This is a genomic window from Synechococcus sp. MU1617 (genome assembly GCF_020514235.1).
In the GTDB taxonomy this organism is placed as follows: Bacteria; Cyanobacteriota; Cyanobacteriia; order PCC-6307; family Cyanobiaceae; genus Parasynechococcus.
In genome coordinates, this window is record NZ_VTLB01000004.1 from 105325 (window position 1) to 118943 (window position 13619).

The 13619-nt window shown below is 61.0% G+C and carries 19 protein-coding genes and 1 tRNA gene; 11 read left to right on the plus strand and 9 right to left on the minus strand.

Features of this window, described 5'->3' with window-relative positions; genetic code table 11:
• Positions 1-3 precede the first annotated feature (3 nt).
• Positions 4-1398, minus strand: a complete 1395-nt coding sequence (gene dnaA, locus FZZ90_RS09510; protein WP_226425513.1) for a chromosomal replication initiator protein DnaA — start codon at positions 1396-1398, stop codon at positions 4-6.
• Between the two features lie 83 nt (positions 1399-1481).
• On the opposite strand from dnaA, the gene FZZ90_RS09515 reads away from it, so the two are divergent.
• From FZZ90_RS09515 to FZZ90_RS09525, 3 genes are read left to right on the plus strand one after another with little or no spacing between them, the layout of a single operon-like run.
• Complete coding sequence (locus FZZ90_RS09515; protein ID WP_226425514.1) at positions 1482-2609, plus strand: trypsin-like peptidase domain-containing protein; 1128 nt, start codon at positions 1482-1484, stop codon at positions 2607-2609.
• Between the two features lies 1 nt (position 2610).
• Positions 2611-3252, plus strand: a complete 642-nt coding sequence (locus FZZ90_RS09520; RefSeq protein WP_226425515.1) for a TIGR04282 family arsenosugar biosynthesis glycosyltransferase — start codon at positions 2611-2613, stop codon at positions 3250-3252.
• The gene (locus FZZ90_RS09525; RefSeq protein ID WP_226425516.1) at positions 3240-3929 is read left to right on the plus strand and encodes a TIGR04283 family arsenosugar biosynthesis glycosyltransferase; all 690 of its coding nucleotides are present in this window, start codon (positions 3240-3242) and stop codon (positions 3927-3929) included. Before FZZ90_RS09520 ends, FZZ90_RS09525 begins: the two co-directional genes overlap by 13 nt.
• Positions 3930-3938: 9 nt before the next feature.
• On the opposite strand, the gene FZZ90_RS09530 is transcribed toward FZZ90_RS09525, so the two are convergent.
• The 3 genes from FZZ90_RS09530 to hisG are packed head-to-tail and all read right to left on the minus strand — an operon-like array spanning position 3939 to position 6855.
• Positions 3939-4442, minus strand: coding sequence for a GNAT family N-acetyltransferase (locus tag FZZ90_RS09530; RefSeq protein WP_226425517.1), 504 nt, complete (start codon positions 4440-4442; stop codon positions 3939-3941).
• Entirely contained in the window at positions 4439-6205 is a 1767-nt protein-coding gene (locus FZZ90_RS09535) for an ABC transporter ATP-binding protein (RefSeq protein ID WP_226425518.1), read from the minus strand. Before FZZ90_RS09535 ends, FZZ90_RS09530 begins: the two co-directional genes overlap by 4 nt.
• Positions 6205-6855 (minus strand): ATP phosphoribosyltransferase, encoded by a 651-nt coding sequence (hisG, locus tag FZZ90_RS09540; protein ID WP_226425519.1) that lies wholly within the window; start codon positions 6853-6855, stop codon positions 6205-6207. Before hisG ends, FZZ90_RS09535 begins: the two co-directional genes overlap by 1 nt.
• A gap of 40 nt (positions 6856-6895) precedes the next feature.
• On the opposite strand from hisG, the gene gloB reads away from it, so the two are divergent.
• The 5 genes from gloB (at position 6896) to FZZ90_RS09565 (ending at position 9241) form a co-directional block, all read left to right on the plus strand.
• A complete protein-coding gene (gene gloB / locus FZZ90_RS09545) occupies positions 6896-7645 on the plus strand; it encodes a hydroxyacylglutathione hydrolase (protein WP_226425520.1) in 750 nt (249 codons plus the stop codon).
• A 31-nt stretch (positions 7646-7676) separates the two neighbouring features.
• Positions 7677-8102 (plus strand): RidA family protein, encoded by a 426-nt coding sequence (locus FZZ90_RS09550; protein ID WP_370631050.1) that lies wholly within the window; start codon positions 7677-7679, stop codon positions 8100-8102.
• A gap of 45 nt (positions 8103-8147) precedes the next feature.
• Complete coding sequence (locus tag FZZ90_RS09555) at positions 8148-8375, plus strand: DUF3136 domain-containing protein (protein WP_226402716.1); 228 nt, start codon at positions 8148-8150, stop codon at positions 8373-8375.
• A gap of 274 nt (positions 8376-8649) precedes the next feature.
• Positions 8650-8832 carry a hypothetical protein gene (locus FZZ90_RS09560; RefSeq protein WP_226425521.1) on the plus strand — a complete coding sequence of 61 codons (183 nt, stop codon included), beginning with the start codon at positions 8650-8652 and terminating at the stop codon, positions 8830-8832.
• A gap of 166 nt (positions 8833-8998) precedes the next feature.
• Complete coding sequence (locus FZZ90_RS09565) at positions 8999-9241, plus strand: hypothetical protein (RefSeq protein ID WP_226425522.1); 243 nt, start codon at positions 8999-9001, stop codon at positions 9239-9241.
• Between the two features lie 100 nt (positions 9242-9341).
• Here FZZ90_RS09565 and FZZ90_RS09570 read toward each other — a convergent pair.
• The 4 genes from FZZ90_RS09570 to FZZ90_RS09585 all read right to left on the minus strand — a co-directional run bounded on the left by FZZ90_RS09570 (position 9342) and on the right by FZZ90_RS09585 (position 10716).
• Positions 9342-9414: transfer RNA gene (locus FZZ90_RS09570), tRNA-Ala, on the minus strand.
• 60 nt (positions 9415-9474) lie between these two features.
• Positions 9475-10098, minus strand: a complete 624-nt coding sequence (gene lexA / locus FZZ90_RS09575) for a transcriptional repressor LexA (protein ID WP_226425524.1) — start codon at positions 10096-10098, stop codon at positions 9475-9477.
• Between the two features lie 67 nt (positions 10099-10165).
• Positions 10166-10390 (minus strand): hypothetical protein, encoded by a 225-nt coding sequence (locus tag FZZ90_RS09580; RefSeq protein WP_226425525.1) that lies wholly within the window; start codon positions 10388-10390, stop codon positions 10166-10168.
• An 11-nt stretch (positions 10391-10401) separates the two neighbouring features.
• Positions 10402-10716 (minus strand): hypothetical protein, encoded by a 315-nt coding sequence (locus tag FZZ90_RS09585; protein WP_226425694.1) that lies wholly within the window; start codon positions 10714-10716, stop codon positions 10402-10404.
• 279 nt (positions 10717-10995) lie between these two features.
• On the opposite strand from FZZ90_RS09585, the gene FZZ90_RS09590 reads away from it, so the two are divergent.
• From FZZ90_RS09590 to FZZ90_RS09600, 3 genes are all read left to right on the plus strand, one after another.
• Positions 10996-11208: a hypothetical protein gene (locus tag FZZ90_RS09590; RefSeq protein ID WP_226425526.1), complete on the plus strand. Its 213-nt coding sequence runs from the start codon at positions 10996-10998 to the stop codon at positions 11206-11208.
• A 242-nt stretch (positions 11209-11450) separates the two neighbouring features.
• The gene (locus tag FZZ90_RS09595) at positions 11451-11618 is read left to right on the plus strand and encodes a hypothetical protein (RefSeq protein ID WP_226425528.1); all 168 of its coding nucleotides are present in this window, start codon (positions 11451-11453) and stop codon (positions 11616-11618) included.
• 534 nt (positions 11619-12152) lie between these two features.
• Positions 12153-12437 (plus strand): DUF427 domain-containing protein, encoded by a 285-nt coding sequence (locus FZZ90_RS09600; protein WP_226425529.1) that lies wholly within the window; start codon positions 12153-12155, stop codon positions 12435-12437.
• A 201-nt stretch (positions 12438-12638) separates the two neighbouring features.
• On the opposite strand, the gene argF is transcribed toward FZZ90_RS09600, so the two are convergent.
• Positions 12639-13595 (minus strand): ornithine carbamoyltransferase, encoded by a 957-nt coding sequence (argF, locus tag FZZ90_RS09605; RefSeq protein WP_226425530.1) that lies wholly within the window; start codon positions 13593-13595, stop codon positions 12639-12641.
• Positions 13596-13619 lie beyond the last annotated feature (24 nt).

Genomic DNA, 13619 nt, shown 5'->3' on the forward strand with positions numbered 1-13619 from the left:
GCGCTAGCGCTTCTTGCGTGAATCAATCTGCAGCAGATCCTTCACTTTCTGCACCTGACCGGCGAGCTGGGGATCGGAGGCCAGTTTTTTCTCCACCTGCTCGATCGCGTACATCACCGTGGTGTGGTCCTTTCCGCCGAAGTTGTCGCCGATCCTCGGCAGGCTGAGGTCGGTGCCCTGGCGCATGAGGTACATCCCCACCTGACGGGCCTGGCTCACGGCACGGCGTCGGGTGCTGCTGCACATCTCCTCAGCCGTGACATCAAACACTTCAGACACCTTGTCGATCACCTGTTGCGGCGTGACCTCCACCCCCTGCCCCGTGGGGTCGAGCATCGGCGCCACCGATTCGACGGTCATCGGCAACCCTGTGATTGAGGCGAAGGCCACAGCCCGGGTCAGGGCACCTTCCAACTCGCGGATGTTCGAGGTGAAGCGGCCGGCGATGTACTGGATCAGATCACGGGGCAGCGACATGCGCTCCTGCTCCGCTTTCTTCTGAAGGATCGCCATGCGTGTCTCCAGGTCAGGCGACTGAATGTCAGCGATCAGTCCCATCTGGAACCGGGAGATCAAACGCTGCTGCAACCGCGGAATCTGACTAGGGGGACGATCACTGGCGATCACCACCTGACGGCCTGCCTCGTGCAGGGCATTGAAGGTGTGGAAGAACTCCTCCTGGGTGTACTCCTTGCCTTCGATGAATTGAATGTCATCCACCAGGATCAGATCAGCGGCGCGATAGCGATCGCGAAAGGCCTGCATCCCGTCCTTACGGATGGCCTGGATCAGATCATTGGTGAAGGTTTCGGTGGAGACGTAGGCCACCCGAGCCCCGGGATCGATTTCCAGCCGGTAGTGGCCGATGGCTTGCATCAGGTGGGTTTTTCCCAGGCCCACACCGCCGCAGATGAACAGGGGGTTGAACTCCCGGCCCGGTGCTTCGGCCACAGCCAGAGCCGCCGCATGGGCCATCCGGCTGTTGGGACCGACCACGAAACGGCCGAACACATATCGGGGATTGAGCCCGGGAAGGTAGCGCCGTTGGGAGCCGTTCCGGCCCGGAGCCGACGCCGACTCCTGAGCCGCTGCCGGCGGAGCCGCATCAGCAGCTGAGGCCTCATCGGTGGCGTCCGGCGGCGGCAGGGCTGTTTCTGCCAGAACCGTCACCTGAACGGGCTGACCGCTGATGCTGCTAGCCATCTCGGCGATCGTGGGCAGCAGCTGCTCACGCAGACGAACGCTGGCGAAGGGATTCGGGGCCAGAAGCTTCAGCTCACCATTGGCAAAGCCGCTGCAACCCGTGGGGCGAATGAAGGTCTCGAAGGTGGGCTTGCTCAGCTTGGCCTGCAACCCATCCCGCACCTTGATCCAGAGCTCTTCGCCCGTCTGCGCCAAAACCGCCCATCGCCCGAGCGCTGAATCTACGCATGCCGATCCGCTCAGGCCGTCTTAAATGCATCAGCACACATCTCGTCGTGATGCCCAACGCCCAGCATTGGCTCGCCATCGCCCTGGCCGGAAGCGCACTCTCCGGTTGCAGCCTGGTGAGAGACCAGCTGGGCCTGACGCCCAAGCCACCGATGACAGCGCCGCCGGTGGTGCACGATCAGCCCCGCAGTGCTCCGCTGCAGCCTGGGGAAAACGTGATCGTGAAGGCGGTGGATCGTGTCGGACCGGCAGTGGTGCGCATCGATGTGGTGAAGGAGATCTCGAATCCCTTCGGAGGGATTTTCGGCATGGGTCCCTCCAGCCAGCGACAGCAGGGCCAAGGCTCCGGCTTCATCACCCGGGCCAGCGGGCTGATCTTCACCAATGAGCATGTGGTCCGTGGTGCGGATCAGGTGGCGGTGACCCTTCCGGACGGACGCAGTTTCAAGGGCAAGGTTCTCGGCACCGACCCCCTCACCGACGTGGCGGTGGTGAAAGTAGTGGCCGACAACCTGCCAGTGGCGGCCCTGGGTAATTCCGACCAGCTCAAGCCGGGGGAATGGGCCATTGCAATCGGCAACCCCTTCGGCCTGAACAACACCGTGACCGCAGGCATCATCAGCGCCGTTGGCCGCCTGAATGCGATCGGTGACGGCCAACGGGTTCCCTACATCCAGACTGATGCAGCGGTGAACCCCGGCAACAGCGGCGGCCCCCTGATCAATGCCACCGGTCAGGTGATCGGCATCAACACTGCAATCCGTACTGCGCCCGGTGGCGGCTTGAGTTTTGCGGTTCCGATCAACCTGGCCAAGCGGATCGCACAACAGATCGTCAGCACCGGTCAGGCCTCCCATCCCTTCATCGGCGTGCAGCTGATGAACCTCACGCCGCAGCTGGCGCGAGAAATCAATGCCACCAACAGCGCCTGCACGGTTCCCGAGCTGAATGGCGTTTTGGTCAAAGATGTGGTCAAGGGCACGCCGGCCGCTGCTGCAGGCATCCGCCAGTGCGATCTGATTCTCAAGGTGGAGAACAACCCCGTTCAAACACCCACCGAAGTGCAACTCGCCGTTGACCGCGGCCAGGTGGGGGAACCAATGCAGCTCACCCTCCAGCGCAACGGAGAGGAGCTGACCGTGCAGGTGCGCCCGCGAGAACTGCCTCGCAATAACTGAGATGGTGCAGATCGTCGTGATGGCCCGCTGGCCATCACCCGGCCGATGCAAACGCCGCTTGAGCCGTGATCTCAACAATGAGCTGGGCTTGTCCAACAGCAGCGAGCGCGCCACAAGGATTCAGCGGCGGCTCACGCAGCACACCGCTGCGGTGGTGCGCGGCCTCGCCGGCGCAATGGAGATCGAGCCGGTGCTGGCGGTGAGCGGGCTCGGGCCCCGTGCGGCCGATCGCTGGGGGCAGCAGCTGGGGCTGAGGAAGGTGCGGCTTCAGGGGAGGGGGCAACTCGGCACCCGATTGCGACGGCAGTTGATGCACAGCCATCGCCATCACAGGCCCTGCCTTGTGATCGGCACGGATCTGCCCGAACTCAATCCCGATGACGTGAAGCAGGCCGTTGAGCACTTGGAACGGCATGATCTGGTGATGGGACCAGCCTCCGATGGGGGGTACTGGCTGCTGGGAATCGGCGCATCCCTGATCCGCTGCCCGCAGCATTGGCCGCTGATCGGCATTCCCTGGGGCGGCCCGACCGTGCTGGAAGCAACGCTGAGGGAGGTGCGCAGGCAACAGCTCTCATGCGCCTTCGTTCCCCAACGGAATGATCTGGATCACTGGAGCGATCTGAGGCCATGGCAGGGCTGAGTGTTGTCATTCCAACCCTGGAGGAAGCCAGCAGGCTGCCGCTGCTGCTGGCGGATCTGCGGCGATGGCCGGGGGAGTTGGAGGTGATCGTCTCTGACGGCGGGAGCAGGGATCAAACCCGAGAGGTGGCGCTGCTGGCCGGTGCCACCGTGCTCGACAGCCCGAAAGCCGGACGTGGGCCACAGCTGCGCTGGGGCATTGACCACAGCACCCATGCCTGGGTGCTGGTGCTGCATGCCGACAGCCGACTCCCGGGGACTTGGCATCAAAAGGTAGGGACGGTTCTGAACACGCCGGAGGCTCACCTGAGCGCCTGGCACTTCGACTTCAACGTGGATGCGGAGAGGCGGCCGATGCTGTGGCTGCTGGAGCGAATGGTGAACCTGCGCAGCCGTTGGCTGCAGCGTCCCTATGGCGATCAGGGCCTGTTGATTCAGCGCCACCTGTATGAGCGCGTCGGCGGCTACCGGCCCCTGGCGCTGATGGAAGACCTGGACCTGGTGGAACGCCTGAGCAAGGTCGCGCCCCTGCGCTCATTGAACTGTGCCCTGATCACCAGCGGGGAGCGTTGGCAGAAGCGGAGCGTGCTGGTGCAGGCCTGGCGCAATGCCCGGCTGCGCTGTCTCTGGCGTCAGGGCCGATCAACGGAGCAGCTGTTGCGGATCTACCGGCGCTGAAGGATCCGATCAGTTGGCATACCAGAAGGCACAGCGATGGTCCTGGGGCTCGAGATCCCAGCCCTGGCCCTGGTAGAAGCTGACAACGCCCGGATCCGCGAACAGGCTGACCCGCTCGGTTCCCATCTGATCGAGAGCCTCGAGGATGTAGGTCATCATTTGCTTGCCCAGACCATTTCCCTGGTAGAGGGGATGCACGGCGACGTCCCAGACGGTGGCTTCAAAAACACCATCCCCAGTGCAGCGCGCAAAACCCACCAGACGGGGCACCCGGGGGTCGTGCCGCCAGAGCCCCACTTTGAGCAGGCTGTGGCTGAGCGCTTTACGCACCCGGCGAATCGGCCGGCGACTCCAGCCCACCGCTTCCAGCAACTGCTCGAGCTCCACCAGATCGAAGGGGTACTCCTGGCTGAACACCAAGGTGATCTGGTCATTGGCGCAGGTGCAGAGACGCGCCCCCTGGCCGTACTGCTCCAACAGCGACTCAGCTGGGATGGGGAGAGGAGCGATCACAGACGCGCCAACCCCCGTTCCTGCAACTCGGCGAGCTGGGCATAGAGCCCACCTCGGGCCCTGAGCTCGCGATGAGTGCCCTCCTCGATCAGCTCGCCCCGGCGCAGCACAAGGATGCGATCCGAGGCTTCCACCGTGGCGAGGCGATGGGCGATAACGATGGCTGTGCGCTTTTGCAGAAGACGATCGAGATCAGCCTGGAGCGTCGCCTCCGTTGAAGGGTCCATGAAGGCGGTGGCTTCATCCATCACCAACACCGTTGGATTGCGGATCGCCACCCGAGCCACCGCCAGCAATTGACGCTCACCTGAGGAGAGATTGCCGCCCCGCTCGCGCAGCTCTGTCTCCAGTCCGTTGGGAAGCTTGGCCAACAGGTCGTTGAGACCAAGCTCAGCACAGACCTGAGCCAGCTCTCGATCGCTCACGGAAGCATTGAGCCGCAGATTGTCGGCCACATTGCCGCTGAACAGGAACGTGTCCTGAAGCACGACGCCCAGCTCACGACGAAGATCCACCATCGGGATCGTGCGGATGTCCCTTCCATCAAGAAGAATGCGCCCCTGCTGGGGTTCATAAAGGCGGCACAGCAAACGAATAATCGTGCTTTTGCCGGAGCCCGTGGGGCCCACCAGCGCCACATGCTCACCGGGGGCGATTCGGAAGGAAAGGTTGCGGAGGATCGGATCATCCGGCCTGTAGCCAAAGCTCACGTTCTCAAAGATCACCTCGCCACCACCACCCGTCAGGTGAGGGCGAGCGCCCTTGGCCTCGGCGATCTCGAGGGGCTGCTCCATCAACTCGCCAATGCGTTCAACAGCCGTCAGCCCACCCTGAATCTGGGTGAAACGCTCCGCCAGCTGCCGCAGAGGGTCGAACAGACGCTGAGAAGCAAGGATGAATGTGGTGAGGGTGCCTAGGCCCATCGCACTATTGGTCACCATCAAGCCACCAAGTGCCAGAACGAGGGCAATGGCTGCCAGAGCCACCCATTCCAAGAAGGCTGAAATGCTGCTGTCGTAAAAGATCGTTCCGTTCACAGCGCTGCGATAGTTCTTGCCTGTGCTCAGGAAGCGGGCGCTGTTGACCGTTTCACGGCCATACATCTGAACCACCTCGAGGCCCTGAAGGTTCTCTTGGAAATCGGCATTGAGCTGGGAGAGCTCCTCACGCACGCGGTAATTGGCCTTCCGGTAACGGCGCTGCAGCCAAAGCACGGCCAAGGTGACGGGCACCTGCGTGAACAACAACAGCAGCCCCAGCCTCCACTCGATCAACAGCATCGTTGAGGCCAGAACCAACAGGCTCACCAGATCACTGAGCACCCCGACGGCGCCACTGGCAAACACCTCAGCCAGGGCATCCACATCGCTGGTCAGCCTTGTGAGCAACTTGCCCACCGGCATGCGGTCGTGAAAGCGAAGGGACAGCGACAGTGAATGTTCGAAAAGGTCATCGCGGATGCGCGCGGTGAGCCGTTGACCGACGGCCTGGATGCTGAAGGTCTGCACGCCCTGCAGGCCGAGCCGCAGCAACACCGAGACGAAATAGAGCCAGATGATTGCGGACAGACTCAATCCCGACAACCAGGGAAGACTGGGCTCTCCGCGAAGGACGCTGACGGACTGCCCAAGCAGGACAGGCTGCAGTGCTCCCGCAAAGGCCAAGGGAAGCAGCAGAAGCAGGGCGACCAGAAGACGCCGGCGATCCCGCACGAGATACCGGCCCAGACGACGAACCCGGCGCCAGTCCGCGACAGCTCCCATCAGCTGAAGCTCCCGACGGGTGTTGCTGCGCGAATCGCTTCGACGATGGATGACAGGGGACCGTTGTCCAGGCGAATGGACAGGGGATGCCCCACCAATCGAGCCGTGGACTGGAAGAGGTCTTCAATGGCAATCAAGCCGTTGTCCCGCAGGGTTCGACCGGTGGCCACCAGGTCGACAATCGCTTCCGACATTCCCGTGATTGGCCCCAGCTCCACCGAGCCATTGAGGTGCACCAACTCAACGGGAAGGTCGAGGGCATCAAAATATTCCCGAGCGCAGTGGGTGAATTTGCTGGCCACCCGGCAATGGGGGGGCAGATCAGCGGCACGGGTGTAACCACTGCTCTCTTGGACCGCCACAGCCATGCGGCAGCCGCCAAAGCCAAGGTCCACCAATTGCGCGACGGGCAGCTGGTGCTCCTTGAGCACGTCGTAACCCACGACCCCCAGCTGTGCTTGGCCATAGGCCACATAGGTGGGCACATCTCCGTTGCGAACCAGCAGGGCCCTAGCGCGCCCGCAAGGGGTGGGCACCATCAGCTGACGGTTGTCCTTGTCCAGAACAGCGGAGAAATCAAGACCAGCGGCTGCAAAGCGGGCCACCGAGTCTTTGAGCAGCGCTCCTTTGGCCAACGCGACGGTGATCATGGGTCCAGCGCTGACCGGTTAACCAGGCAGGACTTTAACGATGCATTCCTCACTTCATGCCTTACCGGTGCTCCAGGACAACGTGATCTGGATCTGGGTGAGGGGCGCGGAGGCCGTGGTGATCGACCCCGCCGTTGCGCCGCCGGTGCAGGCGTGGCTGGAAGAACGGCGGTTGAACCTGGCCGCCGTTTTGCAGACCCATCACCATGCCGACCACATCGGCGGCACACCGGACTTGCTGAACCGTTGGCCCCAAGCTTCGGTGATTGCCTCCGCTGATGACCGGGAGCGGATTCCGTTCCAGACCATGCCGGTGCGGGATGGGGACCACATCACTGTTCTTGGGGAAGAGGTGGAGGTGCTGGATGTAGCGGCCCACACCAGAGCCCACATCGCTTTCTTCATCCCGAACGCGGAGGGCGACGAGATCGGACCCTTGCTGTTCTGCGGGGACACGCTGTTCAGCGGGGGCTGCGGCCGCTTGTTTGAAGGCAGCGCTGAACAGATGCATCAGGCTCTACAGAAGCTGGCCGAACTTCCCGAGGCCACGAAGGTGTGTTGTGCCCACGAGTACACCGAGTCCAATCTGCAATGGGCCGTTGAGCAACGCCCCAACGACACGGTTTTGGCTGATCGTTACCAAGAGGTGCAGAGCCTTCGCGCCAAAGGCGCCCTAAGCCTGCCCAGCAGCATCGGCGTGGAACGCCGCACCAACCTGTTTATGCAGGCCAGTTCAGCCGCGGAGTTGGCCGTGCTGCGCCAGGACAAGGATCAGTGGCGGCCGGCATGAGCGATGGCGAAGAACGGGATCACCAACGGCGATGATCGTGGTGACTGCTGTTCAGAAGCACCCCATGAGCGCCAAGGCCATCACCACTCAAGACGCCCCTGCACCGGTTGGGCCTTACAACCAAGCGGTGCTTGCCGGCGAGTGGCTCTATTGCTCCGGGCAGATTCCACTGGATCCAGCCACCGGCGAGATGGTGGGCAACGGTGATGTGGCGGCGGAAACACATCAGGTGCTGAACAACCTCTGTGCTGTGTTGAAGGAAGCCGGCGCTACCCCTGCTCAGGTGGTGCGCACCACGGTCTTCTTGGCCGACCTGGGCGATTTCCAAACCGTCAATGGCATCTATGCCGAGGTGTTTGGTAAGGGGGTCAGCCCAGCTCGCGCCTGCGTGCAGGTGGCGGCCCTCCCCAAGGGAGCACGGGTGGAAATCGACTGCGTCGCCTGGCTCGGCAGCTGAGCCTGACCCTCGGGGGCATAGGTTGGAACTGGTTTCAGTGGTCCTATGCCTCAGGCGAAACTCACCATCGGTGAACTAGAGGCGGGATATCCGATGTATTGCAAGGCGCTGCGGCGTCTCCTCCAGCAAGGAAAAACTGCACAGGACATTGAGCGCACCGTCTGCTGGGGGCACCTAGAAACGCTGAACCGCTGCCTGCCAACCCGCTACAAATCGCCCTCCTACCTGCTGGCCCTGATCCGACGCGATCTGGAGAATCCAAAAGAAGATTAAGACCAGTCATCTCAGCGTTTTCCCAGCTTTCTCGTGGCAAACGCTTCAATTTGAACTGAAAAGAAGCGTTAAACCAGGCTTAGAAACAAGGTCCTGGCATGACCCGCTGTATTTTTCGCAAACCCCAACGAAGGCTCAAGCTGAGTCAGGGGCTGGCTGTGATCACAGTGATCCTGGGGGCGGCCCTGGTCCTAGAACTGCAGGCAGAGCCGAATCCCAACCAGCCCACGGTTGAGGCATCGCCCCTACTCGGAGAAAGCGTGAAAATAAAGGGATGGATGTTGAACAGCTGGAGCAACTCGCTGCGGTGATCGTGACGGCAGGGCTGGTGGCAGGAAATTTCCTGTTGTTCACCCCCTGGCGCAATGGGGAGGATCCACGGCAACAACGTCCTGAAAGCTTGATGCCTCAGAACGAGTCAGTTCATCGCTCTGAACAGGCTGGTTTCCCGAGCTGATCAGGGCTGGTTTTACACATCGTCCAAGGGGAGCATGCCAATGGAGGGCTCCCAGTTACAGAATTGCCCTCGGCTACAAACCAGCTCACACGCATCCCTATTTGGGGGAGTCACTCCAGCAACTGAATCCAAGTGCTTGGATTCGTGATCTCCTTAGGGTGCTTTGATGCACCCACTTGAGCTGTTCGATCGCTTTCGTCGCTGGTTTGGCTGGGTTGCGCCAGGTCGCCAGCGTTGGGATCGCAATGCTGAGCAAGTGGCCCCGGATCGCTCTGATGACTGGCTCTTGGAGCCCCCAAGCCTGGAAGAGGCGCGTTTGTTATTTCCTCAATTGGATGAGGAGCGAGCCTTGCTTCGCTACCAGCAACTCCGCCTAAAAATGCGGGAGCGTGACGGCCGCGGTTTTTGATCACCCAGCCCACTTGCTTCTGCCATGAATGAGGCCTCCACCGCCCGGGTCAAGCAACAAAAAAGCCCTCGGAACACCGAGAGCTCTCTTGATCACGAAATGGAGCCAAGGAGACTCGAACTCCTGACCCCCTGCATGCCATGCAGGTGCTCTACCAGCTGAGCTATGGCCCCATGTCGACGTGGTGGCTTCAGAACCGCCGTCGTCGGGATAGATCTTACACCGCGAGAGCCTTAGACCTGCCTCCAGACAGCAACCAAGCGACCCTGCACCTCCACCTGTTCGGCGGGGAGCTCAATCGGTTGATAGGCAGGGTTGGCAGCTTCAAGAACCACCGTCGCCCCCTGGCGATGAAAGTGCTTGAGCGTGGTGCCGCTGCCGGCAACCAGAGCACTCACCACGGTGCCGTTGCGAAGCCGCTGGGGATCCTGAACCGGCTCCATCAACACCACATCACCATCGGCGATGTGGGAGTCGACCATCGAATCTCCGTTCACCGTCAGGGCAAACAGGCCACGGGTCTCCAGCACCGGTGCCAGGTCGAGATGCTCCTGAACATCATCAAAAGCCGTCACAAGGCCACCCGCCGCAACTGCGCCAAGCACAGGAATCCCAGCGACACCGACCATGTCGCCCAAGAGCTGCAAGGTGCGCGCCTGGCCTTCCTGCCAGGTGATCCATCCCTTCTGCTGAAGATGGCGCAACCGACTCTGGATCGGCGCAGGAGAGCGCAGCCCCATCGCCTGCATCATCTGGCGGATGGAAGGGCTGTGGCGATGGCTGCCGATGTAGTCCGCCAGCCAGTCGTAAAGCTCTTGCTGAGCAGTGGTGAGGGGCTCCTGGGGGGCACGGGTCACCGCAAGAAAAGGTTCGGGCAATACATTTGTACCGTTCCTTGTCCTGCGCCGCAAGCTCGGGCTCAGTTCAAACCAGCTTCCACACCGCAGCGTCGGGAATGCTTGGTGCCAGGTTCAGGTCTTTGGGCTCCTTAAACACCACACGCCATTCCGGAACCCGGCAGGAGACGTAACCGGGATGTTCAATCAGCAGCCCAGGCTCCTCGGTTGTGCTGGCCACCCAGCCAGACATCCAGTGGCCCTCCTCAGAGAGTCCACCTTTGAACCAAACCCAGCAGCGTTCCTTACGCATGGCGATTCACTTCAGCGGTTTTTGTAAGTCTCAAGCTGTTGCGGACAGGCCGCCATCAGATATCCCATCAACTGTCCGGTGATGCGGGACTTTTCCTGATCATTCGGTGCAGTGGGGACGTCCTCGTAACGCATCGAGGTGTCGCGCTCAAACATGGTTTTGAGCTCAGGATCTGGCAACGCATAAAAGGCATCCACACCCATCTCACAGATTTTTTCAGCCGTCCATCGGGCAATGGTGCTCTGCTGTTTTTTGTCGGTGGCCTGATCAGCCGACGCTGCCACCGCATGGGCGGTGACGATCAACGGCACCAACCAACGGCGCATCAACGTCACAGACCACCCATCAACACTGCCAACAAGGCCTGCTGCGCATGCAGGCGGTTTGAAGGACTCATTACCTGGTATGGCAGCGGTTCTGCAGGTTGCTGCATCTCGGCAAGTAGCAAAGCAGAGCAACTGAGGTCGACCTCAGAATCCTTGCACCCTCAGCCCGCGTGGAGAGGGAACCCGCTGTCTTTCGTGCCCAAACAACTGCAATGGAGCGCATTGCCTTCTGAGGTGAATCAGCCGATTGTGTGGCAGCTGTGTTGATTGCTGGCCGTCATGCGTCTCACCGCAGCTGAAAGGCGTTTTGCCCTCACTTCGTTTGCCGTCAAGGCGGCGATCTTTTGGATTGCTCAGTTGGTGATCTGTGTGTTGGACCCGCGGCGACTGGTGTGCGGCTTCGTGGAGAAGGGGTTTCTGCCCTGCCTAATTAGCTTCGCGGTGATGGATTTTCTGGTGATCCCGCAGCTACGGCGTCGCTGGGACCGCTAACACCGTTGCCAAAACCAACCCATCACAGGCTGAGCATCCACTTGCAATGCAGGTGTGGAGGAGTGGGTTCAGCGCACGAGAGACGAGGCCATCCGTGAAGAGAGTTGAAAAGGGTTGCCCGTCAACTCGCCAAACAAGGGCGTGAGCCAGTATTGGCTTGATGCGACGAAAGCATGTCGCAAGGACGCAAAGCTCATCGGTGTGACCCACCAACCAATCAGCCCAACTGACTCTCCGAACTGATGACTGAACCGTCGCAGCCCAGGGCGCTGACCTACACAGAAATGATGAATGGAGGCCGTCAGCAGCTCGAACATGAGGAACACATTCGTGAGCAGGAGCTGCAGCAGAGGCTCAATGAGCTTGAGCGCGATGTCGATCACTTGGAGCAAGCGCTTGAGGGCAGCTAGCCGCCAAAGAGGAAGGCCGCCCCTCCCGATGGAAAGACGGCCTAGCTCGCTCGTTTATGCATTGCAGTCGACCTAATCAGTGAAGCTGTATCCGTGAAGCGAAGTGCTTATCGAAGGACAGTGAACTGAAAGAGAAAGGTCGAAGCGTCTGGCTAGTGGCAACCCTGGGGCCATTTTGTCCAGGTGTGAAGCGGGACTCCTACGGGGCACCTAGACGGACGGTGCAGAGGAGTGTCGACTGATCAGACGCACATCAGTGTCGTCACAGACGAGGCGCTCACGGTTGGGTTGAAAAGTTGGAGCAGGGGCCAGAAAAGTCAGGCTGCTTCTGCTGTTTGCTCAGGTGGAGTGTCGGCCGTCATGGGCTCCTCCGATCTCGATGCACACACTCTCGGCAGCCGTGGAGCACCCGGCAATCAGCTGTCGTGCTCATTGCCTTCTGGGGCGAATCGGCCGATTGTGGGAACGGCGTGCTGTGCACAGTGGATGGATGGCCTTCTTAGGGTCAATTCCACAATGCTCGACACAGAAATCATGCAGGCGACCTTGAACGGCACGGTGCTTGCTGAGAGCGACGACATCGTGATGGTGGATGGCAATCCCTACTTCCCCCGTGAAGCGATGAATGCGGAGTTCTTTCGTGACTCGAGACTCACCACCGTCTGCGGCTGGAAGGGAACGGCCCGTTACTGGGATGTGGTGGTTGGCGATCAAGTGATCACCAATGTGGTGTGGGCCTACGACTGCCCAAAGCCCGATGCCGAAAAGATCCGCGAGCGCTTTGCCTTCTACCGAAACAAGGGTGTGACGCTGGTCTGATCAGCACTGCAACACGATGGTGGGGTGCTTCAGGCAGAAGCAACAACTCAACCCGGCTTTATTCACACTTAGCCCCCGTCAGCAATGGCGGTTTTTTTAGTAGTGGCGTCGTGAACGTTGGTAATCCAATGACTTCTGCGCTGGTTTGTAAGGACCCCAGCCCAGACCCCTCGCCCTCTCTTGCTGGCAGCGGCTTAAGCCCTACAAACCACCCATCAACACCGCCAACAGAGCTTGCTGCGCATGCAGGCGGTTTTCCGCTTGATCAAAAATGCGGCTCGCCGTTCCTTCCATCACCTCAGCGCTGATTTCCTCACCGCGATGGGCCGGCAGGCAGTGCAAAACAATCGCATCGGCTGCCGCCTTGTCCATCAGGCCTTGATCCACACAGAAGCCAGCGAAGGCCTGCTCCCGCTGCGCCTGTTCGGCTTCCTGACCCATGGAAGCCCAAACATCGGTATAGACGGCCTGGGCACCCGCCACCGCTTCACCTGGATCGCTCACCACCTCAATCGAGGCACCATGCTGCGCCAGGGATTGGGCCTGTTCAAGCACGCCCGGCAACGGCTCGAAGCCCTCAGGGCAGCCGATCCGCACATTCACCCCCAACAACGCACCGCAGAGCATCAAGGAATGAGCAACGTTGTTTCCATCACCCACATACGCCAGGGTCTGGCCGGCAAGCGCACCATGAGCTTCCTGCATGGTGAGGAAGTCCGCCAGGGCCTGGCAGGGATGCTCCAGATCGGTGAGGGCATTGATCACCGGCACCGAAGCCCAGTGGGCGTAGTCCACCAGTTCCTGCTGAGCGAAGGTGCGAATCGCCAGCACATCGCAGTAACGGCTGAGAACCCTGGCCGTGTCTTCAAGCGGCTCGCCGCGGCCGAGCTGGGTGACAGAAGGATTGAGATCCACCGTCTGGCCGCCGAGGCGGGCCATGGCCACCTGAAAACTCACACGGGTTCGAGTGGAGGCCTTGCTGAAAATCAGACCCAGCACACGGTTACCGAGATCGATCCGACGATCGCCGCTCTTCAGTTGTGCGGCTAGGTCCAGCAACGCTGCTGTTTCCTCAGCCGAACAATCCGCTGAGGAGAGGAAGTCACGTCCGCACAGCGGAGACAGGACAGCAGCAACGCCCGCAGAAGCGGTAGCCATCGCGACGGTTCAAAGGACTGTTAT